This is a genomic window from Pseudomonas petroselini, from assembly GCF_045037875.1.
Lineage (GTDB): Bacteria > Pseudomonadota > Gammaproteobacteria > Pseudomonadales > Pseudomonadaceae > Aquipseudomonas > Aquipseudomonas petroselini.
This window is the reverse complement of record NZ_CP173614.1, coordinates 4,642,415-4,663,250: the sequence shown is the minus strand read 5'-3', so window position 1 is coordinate 4,663,250 and position 20,836 is coordinate 4,642,415. Positions and strand designations below refer to the sequence as shown.

General features: G+C 62.2%; 10 protein-coding genes. 8 read left to right on the top strand and 2 right to left on the bottom strand.

Annotated elements, in window-relative coordinates; all coding sequences use genetic code 11:
• Nucleotides 1-8: 8 nt before the first annotated feature.
• From ACI512_RS21315 to ACI512_RS21290, 6 genes are all read left to right on the top strand, one after another.
• The gene (locus tag ACI512_RS21315) at nt 9-1,463 is read left to right on the top strand and encodes an outer membrane protein transport protein (protein WP_236382048.1); all 1,455 of its coding nucleotides are present in this window, start codon (nt 9-11) and stop codon (nt 1,461-1,463) included.
• 194 nt (nt 1,464-1,657) lie between these two features.
• A complete protein-coding gene (locus ACI512_RS21310) occupies nt 1,658-4,183 on the top strand; it encodes an acyl-CoA dehydrogenase (protein WP_236382050.1) in 2,526 nt (841 codons plus the stop codon).
• 109 nt (nt 4,184-4,292) lie between these two features.
• Nucleotides 4,293-5,636, top strand: coding sequence for a 3-oxoacyl-ACP reductase (locus ACI512_RS21305; protein WP_236382052.1), 1,344 nt, complete (start codon nt 4,293-4,295; stop codon nt 5,634-5,636).
• Nucleotides 5,637-5,639: 3 nt separating this feature from the next.
• Nucleotides 5,640-6,530, top strand: coding sequence for a MaoC/PaaZ C-terminal domain-containing protein (locus ACI512_RS21300; protein WP_236382059.1), 891 nt, complete (start codon nt 5,640-5,642; stop codon nt 6,528-6,530).
• Nucleotides 6,527-7,825 (top strand): acetyl-CoA C-acetyltransferase, encoded by a 1,299-nt coding sequence (locus tag ACI512_RS21295; RefSeq protein ID WP_012724674.1) that lies wholly within the window; start codon nt 6,527-6,529, stop codon nt 7,823-7,825. The genes ACI512_RS21300 and ACI512_RS21295 overlap by 4 nt, the downstream gene beginning before the upstream one ends.
• 31 nt (nt 7,826-7,856) lie before the next feature.
• Entirely contained in the window at nt 7,857-9,560 is a 1,704-nt protein-coding gene (locus tag ACI512_RS21290; RefSeq protein WP_064052151.1) for an AMP-binding protein, read from the top strand.
• A gap of 1,458 nt (nt 9,561-11,018) precedes the next feature.
• Here the strand turns inward: ACI512_RS21290 and ACI512_RS21285 are convergent.
• Nucleotides 11,019-12,134: a Gfo/Idh/MocA family protein gene (locus ACI512_RS21285; protein WP_405121312.1), complete on the bottom strand. Its 1,116-nt coding sequence runs from the start codon at nt 12,132-12,134 to the stop codon at nt 11,019-11,021.
• 306 nt (nt 12,135-12,440) lie between these two features.
• Between ACI512_RS21285 and ACI512_RS21280 the strand changes: the two genes are divergently transcribed.
• Complete coding sequence (locus ACI512_RS21280) at nt 12,441-13,481, top strand: YCF48-related protein (protein WP_236379827.1); 1,041 nt, start codon at nt 12,441-12,443, stop codon at nt 13,479-13,481.
• A 16-nt stretch (nt 13,482-13,497) separates the two neighbouring features.
• Nucleotides 13,498-15,873, top strand: a complete 2,376-nt coding sequence (locus ACI512_RS21275) for an RND family transporter (RefSeq protein ID WP_012724670.1) — start codon at nt 13,498-13,500, stop codon at nt 15,871-15,873.
• A gap of 45 nt (nt 15,874-15,918) precedes the next feature.
• Here the strand turns inward: ACI512_RS21275 and ACI512_RS21270 are convergent, their stop codons facing one another.
• Nucleotides 15,919-20,817: a hypothetical protein gene (locus ACI512_RS21270; protein ID WP_405121311.1), complete on the bottom strand. Its 4,899-nt coding sequence runs from the start codon at nt 20,815-20,817 to the stop codon at nt 15,919-15,921.
• Nucleotides 20,818-20,836: the final 19 nt, after the last annotated feature.

Genomic DNA, 20,836 nt, shown 5'->3' with positions numbered 1-20,836 from the left:
AGTGGGGTATGAATGATAAGAAACGACAGCTACAGGTTTTCCTGGGACTGGCGTTGATGGGCGGGCTGACGACCGCAGTGCCTGTGCAGGCTGGCGGTTTTTCCACGCCGACGTATGGGGCTCCCGGTTGGGGGCGAGCGTTCGCTGGCGGCTCGCTGTTCAAGAACGATCCGAGTTCGGCGTTCAACAACCCCGCGGCCATGGCCTTTGTGGACCGCAGCATTGCGCAATTCACGGTCGACTACGCACGCGTCAAGATCCAGTACAAAGGCGCCGCCTTTGATTATGCAGGCAATCCGATTTCCAGCACGCCGTTGGGCGGCGACGGCTTTCCCGACGGCTCGGCGACCACAGCCAACAACAATGAGGGTGGACAAGGTGGATTCACGGCCTGGTTGCCCACGGGGTTTATGGTGATGCCGCTGGGAGATCGATTCGCCTTCGGTTTGAGCCAGGTCGTCCCCCAAGGCATGCGTTCCACCTGGGATGAAGACTCCAAACTGCGCGGCTTTGCCGTGGATACCAAAATTGAAACCGTGGGGTTGACGGGGTCCTTGTCGTTCAAGCTTAACGATCAGTTCGCCCTCGGTGGCGGCGTGATCATTCAGCACAGTAAAGGTTTTGTCAGCCAGAACGTCGACCTGTTGTCAGCGGCAGCGGTGTCCGATTCCGAACTGGGCGGTACAACGTTCCCGTCGGACGTCGGTGGCGCCCTGATGCGCATCAAGGTCGACAATGTCTCGGCCGGCTGGTTTACCGGCGTCGTCTGGAAACCCACGGAAAAAGACACGCTGGGCCTGAACTACCACGCCAGGATCAAGAACAAGATGACCGGCAAGTACTCCATCCGTGCTGACCAGTTTTCCTACAACCTCCTGACACAACCCAGCCCGTTTGGCGGTAGCGGTACGCTGGTGGGCACGGCGTATCCGGGGCTTGAGCTGTTTCCGGACGGTGCCCACGCCAGTACTCAATTGGATATTCCTGCCACGGCGGGCGTTGACTGGGTGCACCGGTTCAATGATCGGTTCACCCTGGGCGCGAGTGTGGTCTGGACGCAGTGGTCGTCGTTCGAAGACCTGACGCTCAAGTCCGGCGACATGACGATTGTCTCGATTCCCTACCATTACAAAAACACCTGGATGTACTCCGTCGGTGGAGACTGGCGTGCGACCGATGAGCTGACCTTGCGTGCCGGTGTGGCGATTGACCAGACACCGACCCGCAACTCGACCCGTGACCCTCGGATCCCCGATGGTGATCGCACATTCTTGTCGCTCGGAGCGGGGTATGAGGTCAAAGCCATCAAGGGGTTGACGCTGGATGCTGCCTATTCCCACCAGTTCGTCCAAGAGGTCAAGTTGAAGACCAAGAACGTCGATCGGCTGGGGGCTGCAAGCCTTGATGGCAAGGCTGCCTCGTCCGGCGATGTCGTCAGCCTTTCGGCTACCTACGCGTTCTGAGGTTCCAGGGGGGACCTCTTTTCGGCGTGATTGACCAAGCGGCCGGGTCGGCCGTTTTTTTTGGATGCGCATTAAATAATAATTTCAAAACAAAATTTGAATATAGTTTTCGAATTTTGTAGTGTGGCGTTACGCCGCAGTTCATCCGACCTGTTGCACGTAGGCCATACCCTGAATCGAATAGAGGTATCCCCATGGTTATCTGGTTATTGGTGGGCGTCGCAATCGCGATTGCCCTGGCGTATCGACAAGCTGTCGCCACCCTCTGGTTGGGCGCTGGCCTTCTCTGGCTGGCGGCGGGTTACCTGTTCAACGTGGTGGCGGGTGTCGGCACCGCCGTTGCGGCGATCCTGGTGGTGTTGCCCGCGTTGCTGATGACAATCAAACCCCTGCGCCGCAGCGTGCTGACCAGCAGGGCCCTAGGCCTGTTTCGTACGATCATGCCGGCCATGTCTGACACCGAGCGCGCGGCCATCGAGTCCGGCACGGTGTGGTGGGACGCCGAGCTGTTCAGTGGCAAGCCCAATTGGCAGCGCCTGCTGCAGGCGGCTCCCGCCAGCCTGAGCGCGGAAGAGCAAGCCTTCCTCGACAACGAAGTGGAAACCCTGTGCGACATCGCCAACGACTGGGAAACCACCCAGGTTTGGCAGGACATGTCTCCCGAAGGCTGGCAGTACACCAAGGATGCCGGGTTCCTCGGCATGATCATTCCCAAGCAGTACGGCGGCAAAGGTTTCTCTCACTATGCGCACTCGCAAGTGATCATGAAGCTGTCGACGCGCTGCTCGGCGGCAGCGATTTCGGTGATGGTGCCCAATTCCCTGGGGCCGGCTGAATTGCTCTTGCATTACGGCACCGATGCCCAGCGCAATTACTACTTGCCGCGCCTGGCGCGGGGTGAGGACATCCCGTGCTTTGCGCTGACCAGCCCGTATGCCGGCTCGGATGCCGGCGCGATCCCCGACCTGGGCATCGTCTGCAAAGGCCTGCATGAAGGCCAGGAAGTGCTGGGTTTTCGTGTGACCTGGGACAAGCGCTACATCACCCTGGGCCCGATTGCCACGGTGCTCGGCCTGGCGTTCCGCGCCGAAGACCCGGACGGTTTGCTCGGCCAGCCCGGCTCGCTGGGGATCACCTGTGCGTTGATCCCGACGTCCCACCCTGGCGTCAACAGCGGCCGTCGGCATTGGCCGTTGAATGCGGTGTTCCAGAACGGTCCTACCACCGGCAAGGATGTCTTCATTCCGCTGGAGTGGGTGATCGGCGGCCGTGAGCAAATCGGCAACGGCTGGCGCATGTTGATGGAATGCCTGGCGGCCGGCCGGGCGATTTCCCTGCCATCCTCCAACGTCGGCCTGGGCAAGGTCGCGGTGCGCGGCACGACGGCCTATGCGGCGATGCGCAAGCAGTTCGGCTTGCCCATCGGTAAGTTCGAAGGCGTGCAGGCGCCCCTGGCGCGCATGGCCGGGCACCTGTATGCCTGCGATGCGGTGCGCAAAGTCTCGGTGGCGTCCCTGGATGCCGGTGAGAAACCCTCGGTGATCTCGGCCATTGCCAAGTACCACGTCACCGAGCGCGCGCGGATGATCGTCAATGACGGCATGGACATCGTCGCCGGCAAGGGCATCTGCATGGGCCCGAACAACTTCCTCGCGCGCGCTTACCAGCAAAGCCCCATCGCCATCACGGTGGAAGGCGCGAACATCATGACGCGCTGCCTGATCATCTTTGGCCAGGGGCTGATCCGTTGCCATCCCTATGTGTTCAGCGAGATGGAAGCGGCGCGTAACCCGGACCGGCGCAAGGCCCTGGAAGACTTCGACCGGGCCATGTTCGGCCATGTGAGTTTCGTGCTGGCTAACACCGTGCGCGCAGCGGTGCATGCGCTGACCGGCGGGCGGCTGCTTTCCGCGCCGGCCAAGACTGACCCGGCATTGGCGTCCTACTACCGCCAGGTCAATCGTCTGTCGGTCGTGCTTGCGCTGATTTCGGACATTTCCATGGGCGTGCTCGGCGGTGCCCTCAAGCGTAAGGAAAGTATCACCGGGCGCCTGGGGGATATTCTGTCGCAGCTGTACATCGTGTCCTGCGTGCTCAAGCGCTTTGAGGATGACGACCGGCCTCAGGCGGATCTGCCGCTGGTGCACTGGTCGGCCCAGGACGCGTTGTTGCGCGCCCATGAAGCGCTGGCCGAAGTGCTCGATAACTACCCGTCGAAAGCCGCCGCCGTGGTCATCAGGGGGTTGACGTTCCCGTTCGGCATACCGCTGCGCAAACCCTCGGACCGCCTGCTGGCCCAAGTGGCCGACGTGGTGCAGACACCGGGCGACACCCGCGACCGTTTGCTGGCCAATTCCTACGTCCCACGCCCGGAAATCGACAAGCTGGCCTACGGCGAACTGGGTTTCCGCTTGTTGCCGCAAGTCGAATTGATCGAGGCCCGTCTCAAGTCCGCCGTCAAACAAGGCCTGATCGAACCGATGCCGATTTCCGCCACGGCCTTCACGGTCTGGCGCGTCAAGGCGCGGGCGCTGGACCTGATCAGCGACGAAGAAGACACCCTGCTGGGGCGCTATGTGGAATACGCCGATCACGGTATCCAGGTGGACGACTTCCCGCAGGACTTCGGGTTGCTGGAGGCCTTGCAGCAACGCAAGCACGCGTTGGAACCGGCCCCCAAACGCCGCAACAGCCAAAGCGAAAACGCCTCGGTCAACTAGGAAAAACCCAATCGATGTGGGAGGGGGCTGAACCACCGCTATCGGGGGCAAGCCCCTCCCACACAGACCGGGTTTCCACGGCCAGTATGTGTTGTGAGTGGATCTATCTATGAGTGACAGTTACCTTTCTTTCGTCAATTCCCCCTGGGGCCGTCGCCTGGCCCAGGCCATCGGCTTGCCGCAACCGTTGCCGCTGCAACGCCATCGCAGCGGCCAGCACGGCCTGGCCAACCCGGTGATCGTCGCCGGGGCAGGGCGCCTGGTTGCCGAGGTGCAGCGGGTATTCGCGGCCACCGACACGGTCACCGCCACCCCGGCCACGCTCAAGGCGCCGTCCACGGTCAAGGTGCAGGGCGCGGTGTTTGACGCCAGCGCCGTGGCGGATCTGCAGCAGCTGGACGCGCTGTACGGGTTCTTCCACGCCAACGCCAAGCGCATTGGCCAGCATGGCCGCGTGGTGGTGCTCGGCACCGCGCCGGAACAGTGCCAGGACCTGCCCCAGGCCATCGCCCAGCGCGCCCTCGAAGGTTTGGTGCGTTCGCTGGCCAAGGAGCTGCGCCGGGCGATCACCGTACAGTTGATCTACGTCGCACCCGGCGCCGAAGACGCGCTGGACAGCAGCCTGCGGTTCTTCCTGTCGCGTCGCTCGGCGTATATCTCGGGGCAGGTGATACGCCTGGAAAAACCGGTGGACGGCCACGTCAGCGTCAATTGGGACAAACCCTTCGCCGGCCGTCGCGCGCTGGTCACTGGCGCCTCCCGTGGCATCGGCCTGGCGATTGCCCAGGTGTTGGCGCGGGACGGCGCCCATGTGGTGTGCGTGGACGTGCCCCAGGCCCAGGCGTCGCTGCAACAGGCGGCGGACAGTGTCGGCGGTTCGGCGCTGCCGCTGGACATTACCGCCACCGACGCGGCCTCGCTGTTGCAGGCCCACGTCAGCCAATACGGCGCCTTCGATGTGGTGGTGCACAACGCCGGGATCACCCGGGACAAAACCATCGCGAAGATGACCGAGGACGCCTGGCGCAGTGTGTTGGCCGTGAACTTAGAGGCGCCGTTGCAGCTCAGTCATGCGTTGCTGGACAGCCAGGGTTTGAACCCCGGCGGACGCATCGTGTGTGTCTCGTCGATTTCCGGCATCGCCGGTAACCTTGGGCAAAGTAATTACGCCACCTCCAAAGCCGGTGTGATCGGCCTGGTGCAGGGCCTGGCACCGCAAGCGGCGACGCATCACATCACCGTGAATGCGGTGGCGCCCGGGTTTATCGAGACCCAGATGACCGCGAAAATCCCGCTGATGATCCGCGAAGCGGGGCGGCGCATGAACTCGATGTCCCAGGGCGGGCAGCCCGTCGACGTCGCCGAGACCATCGCCTGGCTGGCGCACCCCGCGTCGGGCGGGGTCAACGGCCAGGTCGTACGCGTGTGCGGTCAAAGCCTGCTGGGAGCCTGAGCCATGGACTACATAACGCAGATCATCGACCCGCCGCCATCCCGTACACGCTTGCTGCTGGATGGCGTGCGTGCCCTGCGCAAACCCACGCTCGACGGTGCGCCGGTGCTACCCAAGGAACGTCTCGTGCGCTCGGCAGCGCAGTTGTCCGCCGCTGGCATTGAGGCGTATGGCCGCGCCTGTGGTTTTCGTCGCGAGCAGGGCGTGCCGCTGTCCTACCCGCATGTGCTGGCGTTCCCGTTGCACCTGATGTTGCTGACGCGACCGAGCTTCCCGTACCCGGCCAGCGGCATGGTGCACCTGGCCAATCGCATTCGTCAGCATCAGCGCCTGCATGCAGGCCAGGCCTTACGCCTTGAGGTGTACTGCGAGCGCTGGGTCGCCCATCCCAAAGGCCAGGCGCTAAGCATCGCCACCCGTGCCTACGGCGCCGACACACTGGTATGGGAAAGCGACAGCCTGTACCTGCGCCGGGACGTCAAGGACCCGGTCGGCGAACCGTGGGAGGACGGGCTGCCATTGCAGGAAGAGGGGCTGTTGCGCACCCAACGCTGGGTGCTACCCGCCGACCTGGGCCGGCGTTTTGCCAAGGTGTCGGGGGATTTCAACCCGATTCACACGTCAGTGATCGGCGCAAAAATATTCGGCTTTCGCCGCGCCATCGCCCATGGCATGTGGACCCTGGGGCGTGCGCTCGCCGCGCAGCAACCGCCCGGTGGGTTGGACCAGGCCGAGGCCCATTGTGATTTCAAGCTGCCGATCTTCCTGCCGGGCCAGGTTGCGCTGTGGAGTCACCCTGTGACCGGCCCGCGCCGCGAATTCGAAGTGCGCAATTTCGCCGGCGACAAACCCCATATGCGTGGACTGTTCATCTGGAAAGAGAGCGTGGAATGACTGACTACAGCTTCAACCCGGCCCCCGTTCGCCGCGTGGCGATCATCGGCGGTAACCGTATCCCGTTCGCCCGTTCCAACACGGTGTACGCCCACGACAGCAACCAGGACCTGCTGGTCGCCGCCCTGCAGGGCCTGGTCGACCGCTACAACCTGCACGGCCAACGCCTGGGTGAGTTTGCCGCCGGGGCGGTGATCAAGCACTCGCGGGATTTCAACCTGGCGCGTGAGTCGCTGCTCTCCACCACGTTGTCCCCGGACACGCCGGCCTACGACGTGCAACAAGCCTGCGGCACCGGCCTGGAGGCGGCCTTGTTGGTGGCCAACAAGATCGCCCTCGGCCAGATCGAGGTCGGCATCGCCGGCGGTGCCGACACCACCTCCGACGCGCCCATCGGTATCAACGAATCCCTGCGCCACACCTTGCTCGCGGCCAACCGCGCCAAGGGCATGGGCGACAAGCTGAAGGCGCTGTTCAAGGTCCGACCGTCGATGCTGTTCAAGCCGTTGCTGCCGCGCAATGGCGAGCCACGCACCGGCTTGTCGATGGGCGAACACTGCGAAGAAATGGCCAAGCGCTGGCAGATCAAGCGCCTGGCCCAGGATGAATTGACCCTCACCAGCCACCAGCGCCTGGATGCAGCCTATAAACGCGGTTTCTTCGATGACCTGATCAGCCCCCATCGCGGCCTGGCGAAGGACAACAACCTGCGCGCCGACGCCAGCCTGGAGAAGCTCGCCGGCCTGTCCCCGGCCTACGACCGGCAAAACGGCACGCTCACCGCGGGCAATTCCACGCCGCTGACCGATGGCGCCTCGGTGGTGTTGCTGGCCAGCGAGGAATGGGCGGCCGAACACGGTTGGCCGGTGCTGGCCTACCTGCGTACCGGCGAAACCGCCGCCGTGAATTTCGTCGACGGCACCGAAGGCCTGCTGATGGCCCCGGCGTACGCGGTGCCGCGCATGCTCAAGCGCGAAGGCCTGAGCTTCAACGACTTTGATTTCTTCGAGATCCACGAAGCCTTCGCCGCCCAAGTGCTGTGCACGCTCAAGGCCTGGGAAGACGCCGACTATTGCCGCGAGCGTCTAGGCCTGGACGCGCCGCTGGGTGCCATCGACCGCGCCAAAATGAACGTCAACGGCGGCTCCCTCGGCTGTGGTCACCCGTTCGCCGCCACCGGTGGCCGGCAATTGGCGGCGCTGGCCAAGCTCATCCATGAGAACGGCGGCGGGCGCGGCCTGATTTCCATCTGCGCGGCGGGCGGGCTGGGCATTACCGCCATCGTCGAAAAGTAGCTCTATCAAAAACAACAACAAGGAGACTGCCATGAACGCTGTAAGCCTGGAACACACCGAACGGATCTGGTTGAACGCTTACCTGCCCGGCGTCCCGGCGGATATCGATGCCGGTATCGAAGACTACCCGTCGCTGCGCGAGGTGTTCCTGGAACACCTGGAGAAGTTTCGCGAGCGAGTGGCCTACGTCAGCATCGGCACCGAAATGACCTACGCCGACTGGCAGGTGCAAGGCATTGCCTTTGCCGCCTGGCTACAAGGGCAGGGCGTCAAGAAAGGCGACCGCGTCGCGCTGATGATGCCCAACTGCTTGCAGTACCCGATCTGCCTGCTGGGCACGATCCTGGCCGGCGCGGTGGTGGTCAACGTCAACCCGCTGTACACCGCCCATGAGCTCAAGCATTTGCTCAAGGACAGCGGCGCCGAAACCGTGGTGATCTTCGAAAACTTCGCGCATACCCTGGAAAAAGTCATTACCGGCAGCAGCGTGAAACGCGTGGTGATCGCCGCCATCGGTGATTTGCTCGGCACCTTCAAGGGCGCGGCGATGAACTTCATCCTGCGCAGCGTGCAAAAGCAGGTGCCGGCGTTCAACCTGCGTGGCTCGGTGCGCTTCAACCAGGTGTTGAAACAGGGGCGGGCGCTGAACCACTTCCCGGTGGAGATGCACCTCGACGACCTGGCCTTCCTGCAATACACCGGCGGCACCACCGGCGATGCCAAGGGCGTGATGCTCAGCCACCGCAATATCATCGCCAACCTGTTGCAAGCCAAGGCCTGGGTGGGGGATCAACTGGACCAGGACAAACAGGAAACCAACGTCACCTTGCTGCCGCTGTATCACATCTTTTCCCTGACGGTGAATTGCCTGATGTTCATGTGCCTGGGCGGGCGCAATATCCTCATCGCCAACCCGAGGGACGTGAAGCGGGTGCAGATGATCCTGCGCAAGGAGCGCTTCAACGGCATTGCCGGGGTCAACACCTTGTTCAACGGTTTGCTGGAGAACAAGGCGTTTTGCGCGCGGGACTTCTCCGACCTGCGCATGGTGATTGCGGGCGGCATGGCCACCCACACGGCGGTGGCCAAACGCTGGAAGGAAGTCACCGGACTGCCGATCATCGAGGGCTACGGCCTGACCGAGTGTTCGCCGGTGGTGAGCATCAGCCCGATCAACATTGCACGCATGCGCGAGATGGAGTTCACCGGCAGCATCGGTGTGCCATTACCGTCGACCTGGGTACGCTTTCTGCGCGAAGACGGCGCGCTGGCGGAGATCGGCGAGCCGGGCGAACTGCAAGTGCGCGGGCCGCAGGTGATGCAGGGCTACTGGAAACGCCCGGAGGCCACCGCCGAAGTGCTGGATGCCGAGGGGTGGCTGTCGACCGGTGATATCGGCGTGATGGACGCGCGCGGTTACATCCGCCTGGTGGACCGTAAGAAGGACATGATCCTGGTCTCCGGCTTCAACGTGTACCCCAATGAAATCGAAGATGTAGTCGCGTTACACCCTGGGGTGGGAGAAGTGGCGGCGATTGGGGTAGAAGATGGCGTGACCGGGGAGAAGGTCAAGATCATCGTGGTGCGCAAGGACCCGAACCTGACCCAGGAGCAGCTCCTGGCGCATTGCCGGGAGTACCTGACGGGTTACAAGATGCCGAAGTATGTGGAGTTCCGCACCACCGAGTTGCCCAAGACCACCGTGGGCAAAGTGCTGCGTCGGGCCTTGCGCTGACCTTGAGTTGTTGATGATCCAAATGTGGGAGGGGGCTTGCTCCCGATGGCTGTGCATCAGCTAGAAATACACTGGCTGACACGCCGCCATCGGGGGCAAGCCCCCTCCCACAGGGGATCTTTACTGTGTTCTAGACCGCGTTCACGGTGACCCAGCGCTCTTCACGGGCCGCCGGGCTGAAGGCCGCATAACCCGCAAGGGCAGGGCCGGCGAGTAAACGCTGGAAGCCGTCCTGACTGACGGGTTACAAGATGCCGAAGTACGTGGAGTTCCGCACCACCGAATTGCCCAAGACCACCGTGGGCAAAGTCCTTCGCCGGGCCTTGCGCTAGCGCGAACGTGTCGATGATCTAAATGTGGGAGGGGGCTTGCCCCCGATGGCTGTGCATCAGCTAGAAATACACTGGCTGACACTCCGCCATCGGGAGCAAGCCCCCTCCCACAGGGGATCTTTACTGTGTTCTAGACCGCGTTCACGGTGACCCAGCGCTCTTCACGGGCCGCCGGGCTGAAGGCCGCATAACCCGCAAGGGCAGGGCCGGCGAGTAATCGCTGGAAGCCGTCCTGACTGACGGATTACAAGATGCCGAAGTATGTGGAGTTCCGCACCACCGAGTTGCCCAAGACCACCGTGGGCAAAGTGCTGCGTCGGGCCTTGCGCTGACCTTGAATTGTCAATGACCCAAATGTGGGAGGGGGCTTGCCCCCGATGGCTGTGCATCAGCTAGAAATACACTGGCTGACACTCCGCCATCGGGAGCAAGCCCCCTCCCACAGGGGATCTTTATTGTGTTCTAGACCGCGTTCACGGTGACCCAGCGCTCTTCACGGGCCGCCGGGCTGAAGGCCGCATAACCCGCAAGGGCAGGGCCGGCGAGTAAACGCTGGAAGCCGTCCTGACTGACGGGTTACAAGATGCCGAAGTAGGTGGAGTTCCGCACCACCGAGTTGTCCAAGACTACCGTGGGCAAAGTCCTTCGCCGGGCCTTGCGCTGACCTTGAATTGTTGATGATCCAAATGTGGGAGGGGGCTTGCTCCCGATGGCTGTGCATCAGCTAGAAATACACTGGCTGACACGCCGCCATCGGGAGCAAGCCCCCTCCCACAGGGGATCTTTACTGTGTTCTAGACCGCGTTCACGGTGACCCAGCGCTCTTCACGGGCCGCCGGGCTGAAGGCCGCATAACCCGCAAGGGCAGGGCCGGCGAGTAAACGCTGGAAACCGTCCTGACTGACGGGTTACAAGATGCCGAAGTATGTGGAGTTCCGCACCACCGAGTTGCCCAAGACCACCGTGGGCAAAGTCCTTCGCCGGGCCTTGCGCTAGCGCGAACGTGTTGATGATCCAAATGTGGGAGGGGGCTTGCTCCCGATGGCTGTGCATCAGCTAGAAATACACCGGCTGACACGCCGCCATCGGGAGCAAGCCCCCTCCCACAGGGGATCTTTACTGTGTTCTAGACCGCATTCACGTTGACCCAGCGCTCTTCACGGGCCGCCACGCGAATCGCTGTCGCCAGCCGCTCCACCTCCCACGCCGCTTCAAAGTCCGTACCCTCCGCACCCTGACCGGCCACGGCCATGATCAGCTCCTGCACTTCCAGCGTCTTCAGTTCGTTGTACCCCAACTGATGCCCGGCCGCCGGGCTGAAGGCCGCATAACCCGCAAGGGCAGGGCCGGCGAGTAAACGCTGGAAGCAGTCCTGACCCGCGCGACACACCCGCAACTCGTTCAAACGCTCTTGATCGAACGCCAGAGTGCCTTTGGTCCCGCTGATTTCAAAGCTCAGGTGATTCTTGTAGCCCTGCTTGAGCCAGCTACTGCTCACGGTCCCGCGTGCGCCGTTGGCGAAACGCAGCAGGGCGTGCACCTGATCATCCACTGCAATCGATTTCAGTTCGACGCTGCCTTTGACGGCCGGGCGCCGGGCGTGAACGGTCTGCGTATCGGCACACACACTCACCACATCACCGACCAGGTAACGCGCCATCGACAACAAATGACTGCCCAGGTCCGCCAAGGCGCCACCGGCATGTTCCACTTCGCAACGCCACGACCATGGCGAGGCCGGGTCGGCCATGAAGTCCTCGCTGAATTCACCCTGGAAGCTGATGATGTCGCCAAGGTCGCCATCGACAATCATCTGCCGTGCCAGCGAGATCATCGGGTTGTGCTGGTAGTTGTAGCCCACCCGCGTCACCACCCCGGCCGCACTGGCGGCGCGGCGCATGGCGTCGGCTTGTTCCAGGCTCACGGCCAGGGGTTTTTCGCAGTACACCGCCTTGCCCGCGGCAATCGCCGCCATCGCCATGGGGTAGTGCAGGTGGTTGGGGGTGGTGATGGCCACCACGTCGACGCTGGGATCATTGATCAACGCTTGCCAATCGCTATGAGCCTGGGCGAATCCCCAGGCCGTGGCGCAGCGCTGCGCGCGTTCGGTGTCGGCATCGGCCAGGGCGGCCAGCTTGAGGTGTACCGGCAACTCGAACACTGCGCGGGCGTTATTGAAGGCCAGCGCATGGGCGCGGCCCATGAAGCCTGTGCCGATCAAGCCGATTCCGAGTTCACGCATCGTCGTGGTCCTTTGCATTATTGTTTTCAGAAGGCGTATTAATGGAATAAAAATTCCCATATTTCAATAGATAGAATAAAAATTCATTGATGCGTCGACGATCACCTCGGCGAATAGAGCTACATTCACCATGCGGCCAAATGCCTTCAGTTAACAAAAGATAACGTAGCGCCGATTGTCAGACGATTCGAAAGCCCGATAGGATGGCCCCTGCTTCCTCCAGGCGCTCTAGATTGCAGGTTTCAAGGCCCCGGAAGGCAGGCGATAACAATAATAATGGGAGAAAGGTCTATGAGTGAGCCTGTCATGGGTTGGGTTGTTTGCCGCCCACGTGCCGCACGCAGGGTTGCGTTGCTGGCCACAGCGCTCTCGTTGCTGGTCGGAGGCGTGTCAGTCACGTCGGCACTGGCAGCCAGCGATACCGTCGCAACGCCTGCGTTTGCGATTGAATCCCCCAAGGCCGCCAAAGGCCTAATGATCGACGTCGTCCACGCGGGCAAGCGGCTGGTGGCGGTCGGTGACCGCGGGCACATCCTCTATTCCGATGACCAGGGCAGCACCTGGACCCAAGCCAAAGTCCCCACCCGGCAACTGCTCACGGCGGTGTTTTTCGTCGATGACAAACAGGGCTGGGCGGTCGGCCACGATGCGCAAATCCTTGCCAGCTCCGACGGCGGCGCCACCTGGACCCAGCAATACCAGGACCTCAAGCGCGAAGCCCCTTTACTCGATGTATGGTTCAACGACGCCAACCACGGCCTGGCCGTGGGCGCCTACGGTGCGCTGATCGAAACCACCGACGGCGGCAAGACCTGGCAAGACGTCAGCGACCGCCTCGACAACGAAGACCAGTTCCACCTCAACGCCATCGCCCACATCAAGGACGCCGGCCTGTTCATCGTCGGCGAGCAAGGGAGCATGTTCCGCTCCAGCGACGACGGCCAGACCTGGGAAAAACTCGAAGGCCCCTACGAGGGCTCGCTGTTTGGTGTGATCAGCACGGCGCAGCCGCAAACCCTGCTGGCTTATGGCTTGCGCGGCAACCTGTACCGCTCCACGGATTTCGGCGGCACCTGGGAGCCCGTCGAATTGAACGCGGCGCGGGGAGCGCTCGAGTTTGGTTTGTCGGGCGCGACCTTGCTGGAAGATGGCTCCCTTGTCGTCGTTGGTAACGGCGGCAGCGTGGTGGTCAGCCATGACGATGGGGTGACCTTCAGCGTGTTCAACCGCCCGGACCGTATTTCGCTGTCGTCCGTCACGGCGGCGGGCAACGGTAACTTGATTCTGGCCGGGCAGGGCGGTGTGCGTGTTGCCACGCCGACCGGCGCTGAACCGACAAAACAATAAGAAGGGCGGGGATAGAATGAGCAGTCATCACAACGATAAAGCGACCTTTCTTGAGCGCCTGATTTTCAACAACCGCCCGGCAGTGATCGTCATCTGCCTGCTGGTGAGTATCTTCCTGTTCTGGCAGGCGACGTTGATTCGCCCGTCCACCAGCTTCGAAAAAATGATCCCCCTCAAGCACCCCTTCATCGAAAAGATGATGGAGCACCGCAACGACCTGGCGAACCTGGGCAACACCGTGCGGATCTCGGTGGAAGCCAAGGACGGTGACATTTTCACCAAGGAGTACATGGAGACCCTGCGCCAGATCAACGATGAGGTGTTCTACATCTCCGGCGTCGACCGCTCGGGCCTCAAGTCGCTGTGGAGCCCCAGCGTGCGCTGGACCGAAGTCACCGAAGAGGGCTTTGCCGGCGGTGAAGTGATCCCGCAGAGCTACAACGGCTCGCCACAAAGCCTCGACCAGCTGCGCAACAACGTGCTCAAGTCCGGCCAGGTCGGGCGCCTGGTGGCCAACGACTTCAAGTCGAGCATTGTCGACATCCCGCTGCTGGAGTCCTACCCGGACCCGCAGGACCAGGGCAAGCTGCTGGCCTTGGACTACCGCAAGTTTTCCCATGAACTGGAAGACAAGATCCGCGACAAGTTCGAAGCCCAGAACCCCAACGTCAAGATCCACATTGTCGGTTTCGCCAAGAAAGTCGGTGACTTGATCGACGGGCTGGTGATGGTGGTGCTGTTCTTCGGCGTTGCGTTCGTCATCACCTTGATCCTGTTGCTGTGGTTCACCAACTGCCTGCGCAGCACGGTCGCGGTGTTGAGCACCACGCTGGTGGCGGTGGTCTGGCAACTCGGCTTGATGCACTTTTTCGGTTTCGGCCTGGATCCGTATTCGATGCTGGTGCCGTTCCTGATCTTCGCCATCGGTATTTCCCACGGTGTGCAAAAGATCAACGGTATCGCCCTGCAATCCAGTGACGCGGATAACGCGCTGACGGCTGCGCGGCGCACCTTCCGGCAACTGTTCCTGCCGGGGATGATTGCGATCCTGGCCGACGCGGTGGGCTTCATCACACTGCTGATCATCGACATCGGCGTGATCCGTGAACTGGCCATCGGTGCGTCCATCGGTGTCGCGGTGATCGTGTTTACCAACCTGATCCTGCTGCCGGTAGCGATTTCCTATGCCGGCATCAGCCAGCGCGCCATCGCCCGGAGCAAGAAGGACGCACACCGCGACCATCCGTTCTGGCGCCTGCTGTCGAAATTCGCCAGCGCCAAAGTGGCACCGGTCTCGATTCTGCTCGCGCTGGTCGCCTTCGGCGGCGGCCTCTGGTACAGCCAGAACCTGAAGATCGGCGACCTCGACCAGGGCGCGCCGGAACTGCGTCCGGACTCGCGCTACAACAAAGACAACAACTTCATCATCAGCAACTATTCCACCAGCTCCGACGTGCTGGTGGTGATGGTCAAAACCAAGGCCGAAGGCTGCTCGCGCTATGAAGCCATGGCGCCCATCGATCAGTTGATGTGGAAGATGCAGAACACCGAGGGCGTGCAGTCGGCGATCTCGCTGGTGACCGTGTCCAAGCAGATGATCAAGGGCATGAACGAGGGCAACCTGAAATGGGAAACCCTGTCGCGCAACCCGGATGTGCTGAACAACTCCATCGCCCGTGCCGATGGCTTGTACAACAACAATTGCTCGCTGGCGCCGGTGCTGGTGTTCCTCAACGACCACAAGGCCGAAACCCTCGACCGCGCCGTGCATGCGGTGCAGGACTTCGCCAAGGAAAACAACAAGGACGGCCTGGAATTCATCCTCGCCGCCGGTAACGCCGGCATCGAAGCCGCCACCAACGAGGTGATCAAGGAGTCGGAGCTGACTATCCTGATCCTGGTGTACCTGTGCGTGGCGACCATGTGCATGATCACCTTCCGCTCCTGGGCGGCGACCCTGTGCATCGTTTTGCCGCTGGTGCTGACCTCGGTGCTCGGTAACGCGCTGATGGCGTTCATGGGCATCGGCGTCAAGGTCGCGACCTTGCCGGTGGTGGCCCTGGGCGTGGGGATCGGCGTCGACTACGGCATCTACATCTACAGCCGCCTGGAAAGCTTCCTGCGCGCTGGCCTGCCGCTGCAAGAGGCGTATTACCAGACGCTCAAATCCACCGGTAAAGCCGTGCTGTTTACCGGCCTGTGCCTGGCAATCGGCGTGTGCACCTGGATCTTCTCGGCCATCAAGTTCCAGGCCGACATGGGCCTGATGCTGACGTTCATGCTGCTGTGGAACATGTTCGGCGCGCTGTGGCTGCTGCCGGCGCTGGCGCGGTTCCTGATCAAGCCCGAGAAGCTGGCGGGGCAGAAGGGTAACTCGTTGTTTGCCCACTGAGCCCTGTGGTGAGGGTGTTCACGCCCTCACCACAGAGAGGCCGTATCACTGGCTTGCGCGCTGCCCTGGCGCGATCGCCAGGAAAATATTGTCGACGGGTGGGGTGATCAAGACGTAGATGATACGGCTGAGCGGCACGCCGCCGGGTTCTTGCTGGTGGCGCAAAGCGTCTTGGACGTGTTGTTTGAGCAGGTCCTTTTGCGTGTATTTGCGCTGCTCCGGCAGTTTCAGGTGCGCACGGGTGTAGCGATTGGGGGCTGCATCGGCGGCTGCGTAATGGAAGTGGGCGTACCACAACACCTGCGCGGGTTTTTTGGCTGTGTCGTACACGGCGTATTCGGTGAAGAAGTCGCCACTGAGGGTCGGACGTTCCGGGTCCGCCCGGCTCGTCAGGTTGATATCGATCTGTTGATGTTCCCACAAGTAATTGAGGCTCTCCTGCGTCGGCCATTGCCGCTTGTAGGCCTCACTGCACACGCGCTCCGCCAGCCGAGTGATGTCCCGGGCTTGCGCCAGGTATTCATCGATCAGGCGCTGGACCGCGGGTTTGCCGGCAAGGTGATCCCGTTTCAGTTCATCGGCCAGGGCCGTGAATTTATTCGCGTGCCGGGTCAACAGCTCATCCCAGTCTGCTGGGTTGACCTGTTGTCGGGTGAGCTGGGCGTCGAGTTTCAGCTGGTCTGCGCTGATCACCTGCTCAATGCCTTTGCGCTGCGCTGTCAGGTCCTGCGCCAGACCTTTGAGCGTGGCCAGCGTGCGTGCCTGCGGTTGGGGTTTCGCTGGCGGAGAGGGGGCATCGGTCTTCGCTGCCCAGCCGTCTGCATGTGGGCTGAATGAAGCAATGGTTTCGCCGGTCAGCGTATCGGTAAGGGTGAACTGCTCCTCGGCACCCGGTGTATCGGCCGGCTTGAAGTCACCGATGAGGTACGCCTTTTTCCTGGTTTTGAACACCCGCTTGGCCGGACTTTTGGGTCGTAGGGTTTTTGACAACGGCAGCTCGACGTCCAGCGCTTCCTGCTTGCGCACCACTGACTCCAGCTCGCGTTGCGCCAGCGCCTGGGCGTATTCAAGCCCCTCCAGCAGGCGGTCGGCCTCCGGGCGCAGACGCCGTGGGTTGAGGGCCTTGAGGGCACGAATGGCATCCTCATAGCGGCGGTACTGCTCGAGGACGGTCTCATACACATTACGCTGCTCGGCCAGCGTGAATTCGACGCCGCTGCGTACTTCGACGTGAGACTGCAGGGCTTGGATCAGGTCGGTCTGCTCAAGGCGATTGAGGTAAAAGTCTTCTTGGGGTGGCAGCAGCCGATCGGCGGTCGCCACACTGGCGGCGGCGAGATAGTTCAGCGCATTGAGTTTCAGGTTGTCGGAGAAAAAATTCTGCGGGTACTGGATCTGCGCCAGGCATTCCTGGCGCAGTGCGCGGCCGGCCAACGAGTCTTGCTCCAGTTGTTCAAGGGTGGTTTCCATCGCAGCGGACACCTCGGCCATGTGTTGGCGGATGTTCGCCGACTCCACGGTGTTGCTGATGTATTCGTCGTAGACCGTGGAGTCGCCCAGCAAATGGTCGATAAACATTCTGCCCCCCATCTCTGCCATCGGCTCACCGGCGATGGAAAAGCGCATGGAGTTCAACCGGCCCAAGAGCAGGGTGCTGATGAGCAATTGCTGGTCCCAGATGGTTTTGAGGATTTTCGCCCGGTCATGCACGTGCACGCTGGCGCCGCCGACTCTTTCCAGTTCCTGGCCAAGCTTGACCATTTCCAGGCGAGGGGTCAGCGATTGGGCAAACTGCACTTCCAGGTTGTGCAGCAGAACCTGAAACTCGGTACGCAGTTCCCGATGCCTAAGTGCCTCCTTCATGTGGCGCGCTTCAAGGGCCGGCTGTTGTGCTTCAGTGGCTTTTTGCAGCAGATTCCACACCAGCTGCGCGGTTTTACGTTGCTTTTTCAGGGCCTCAAGCGCCGGTGATATTCGGCTGATTGACGACTGGAACGGCGCCATCACTTCCGTCATTTCGGCGTTGAGTGCGTACATGTGTGCGACCAGTTGGTCCTTTCTACGCAGGTTTTCCTCGCGCAACGCCGCCATTCGCTTCGGGCCGCCGCCTATCAGCTTGATCCCACGGTCCAGGGACCAGTGGCCTTTGCCATCGGATTTAAGCTTGATGCCCGGATGATCGATTTTCTCTGGATGAATGATGAAGACTTCGTTGAAGCCCGGAACAATACTGACCCTGAACAACAGGGCCGCGACCGAGGCATGCCATCGGCCGTTGATAGTGTACAAACCCTGATGGGGGCCGATTTGGATCGGCTCCGGCGCCGGCACAGGCCAGGGGACGTTGACCGCCCGCAGCTTTTTCAACAGTTTTGCCGAGGCGCCGTCGCCGGCCAGGGAGTGGTCAAAGTCCAGCAGCGTGCGGCCGCCGCCCGGCGGTTCGGCGGGCAGGCCGACGGCGCCCCGTTCAACCACCGGCGCCCGGCTCGCTCCCTGGCCGGGCACGGGCTGGCGAATGAGGGGCTGTTCATCGAGCGCGGCGCTTTCGTGGGGCGTGCTGGGGAACCCATGATGCAGCATCAGCATGCCGATGTTGAGCAGCAGATCGACCCACGCCAGCTCCCGAGCGGTGGGGTCGTCACTCTCGAGTGCCGGCAGGTCGTGCTGCAGGCCTTGCGCCAGTTGCATCAGCCAACCGACGGCCGCGAGCGGTCCGCGCACGGCGATCAACAGCGTGTTGAACCCTAACTGCATACCTTCGAGAATCAATGCCCAGCGGCTTTCGTTGTTGGACGTTGACTCACGTGCGGCCTGGTCCAACAGCTGCCGGGTTTCACTGCCAAACAGGTACTCCATGAGTGTGCCATTGCCGAGGGCCTGACGGATTTCGTCGCCCGTCTCGTCATCCGCCTGGGCCAGCTGTGCGGGCGCCGGCACCCTGGGCAGGCTGTCGAAATCCGAACCGATGCCGACACGTACGTAGTGGGGCTGGGTAAAGCCGCCGTTGCTGTAGATCACCCTGGCGAGGTCCGGCAGCCACGTCAGGATACTGTCCTGCAGTGGGCCAGGTTGCACGATGGCGGCGAGCAGTTGCTCGCGGCTGGCAAACTCCTGCAGCGAATCGCGATAGGCTGGGCGATAAAGCAGGTGCGGCCCCTGCCGGGTATCGAGCGGCTCGATGATGAACATGTTTTGCACCACGTCCGCCGTAGCGCTGGGTTTGCGCACAAACGCCAGCGGGCGGATGACGATGTCGTCGCCGTCGACCTGGCGCTCAGCGGGGTCCAGGTTGACCACGGCATTCACACAACGAACCCCGCGCAGCGTCAGGCCCGCTTCGGCCTTGATCTTGTGTTCCAGTGCCTGGGTTTTCAGGTGCACAGGCCGCTGCTGCTGAAACAACTGCCGGCGTTTTTGCGCCGCCTCGGTGTCGCTCATCAATGCTTGGCGCAGGTACTCAGGATAGTTTTTGCCGATGTCGACACGCTGTATCAACGTCAGGATATAGTCGGCGGTCAACCACGCTTCCAGCGCCCTGCCGGTGCGATGGCTGAGTGTCAGGCGACCTTTGGGTTTCCCTGAGAGGTTTTTCAGCGCCAGGTCCACCAGGCTCATCGAAACCGGCTCGACATAACCGCCTTCAAGGCTGCCCACTGCAACGTGAAAGGTCAGCACCAGGTCGTCGGCACGGTACCCGCTGGCCAGTGCGCCGGCATCGCAGCTGCGCTGGCCGCGCAGGGCGTCGGCGCGGTCCAGGCACAGTTGGTGGTCCAAATGCTGGGCTGCATAGCTGCGCAGTGTATCCAGGCCATCGAAGTCTGAGTCGCCGAGTGTCAGGCGCCGGATACCGGCTTGTTCAAGCACGCATTGGCGGTAGGCAATGCGGTCACCGGCGCTGGCGTTTTTCAGCCAGTCGGGAAGAGCTGCCTGGAGGCGCGGCAGGCCGGACAGGGGCAGGGCGGATGCGTGGGTGAACAGCCGTGCCGGATCAGTGACCCGCGCAAACAACTGCTCCAGCGCCTCTACGCTGGAACGCGCCGGAAGCTGGATGGCCGCGAGATCTTCCAACTGCTGGTTCAGTATCAGCCCGGCTTGGACTTCGAAAATATCGCCATCGGGTTCGTACTGTTGCCAGGTGATTTTGTCGGCGCTGAAGCGCTGTTGCAGGGCGTCGCCCCATGCTTTGCCGAAGGCATCCAGGTCGGGGAATGGCGTGACTTCCCCTGACAGGCGACACAGCAAGACGTGCTCGCGGCAGACCAGCAAAAGGTCGCAGGCTTGCCGGGCGAGTTGAGTGCCCGCCTGAGTCACCTGCGTTTCCAGGGTATAGGCGTGGACCGCGCTATCGGGCCAGGATTGGCGGGCGCGTGTGCTTCGGTCAGGGTAGCGGTTCAATGCGCTGATGACGTTCAGGTACTTGGCGTTGGCGCCCACCTGGCGAATGGCTGAGTCGAGCAGCGCGCCTTGCAGCACCACGGCCAGCCACTTCCAGCGGCTGCCACCGGCGTCGCTGTCCTGGCTCCAATAGTTGGCCAAGGCGTCTTGGAAGCTGACGAACAGAATCAGTGGCAGCTCTCTGATGACCGCTTCGATAACCTCCAGATCATAATCGCGAGGTCCATTGGCGTCGTAGCGGAGCCGAGTGCCGGTGGCGTCGCTCAAGTAGCTGTCCAGGCCACGGCGTGGCGACACGTCGGGAAAGCTGCCGTCCGCCATATGGGTCAGCGCCACGTCCAGCAGCGGGAGCAGCGCCCGGCCGCCACCCTCCCGGGGCACAGCCAGCCGCAGGTCATCAAGGGGAGCCGTCAGGGGAGGGTATTTTTCCGCCAGGTGGAGGGCCAGCAACTGCGTGGTGACGGAGCGCAATGTCGGTCGCGTGAGAAATTGAGCCTCAACCACTTGTCGGGTTGGGTGTGCAGGCGGGAGCGAGTTCGGGTCTGTCATGGGTATTCCTTTACAGGGG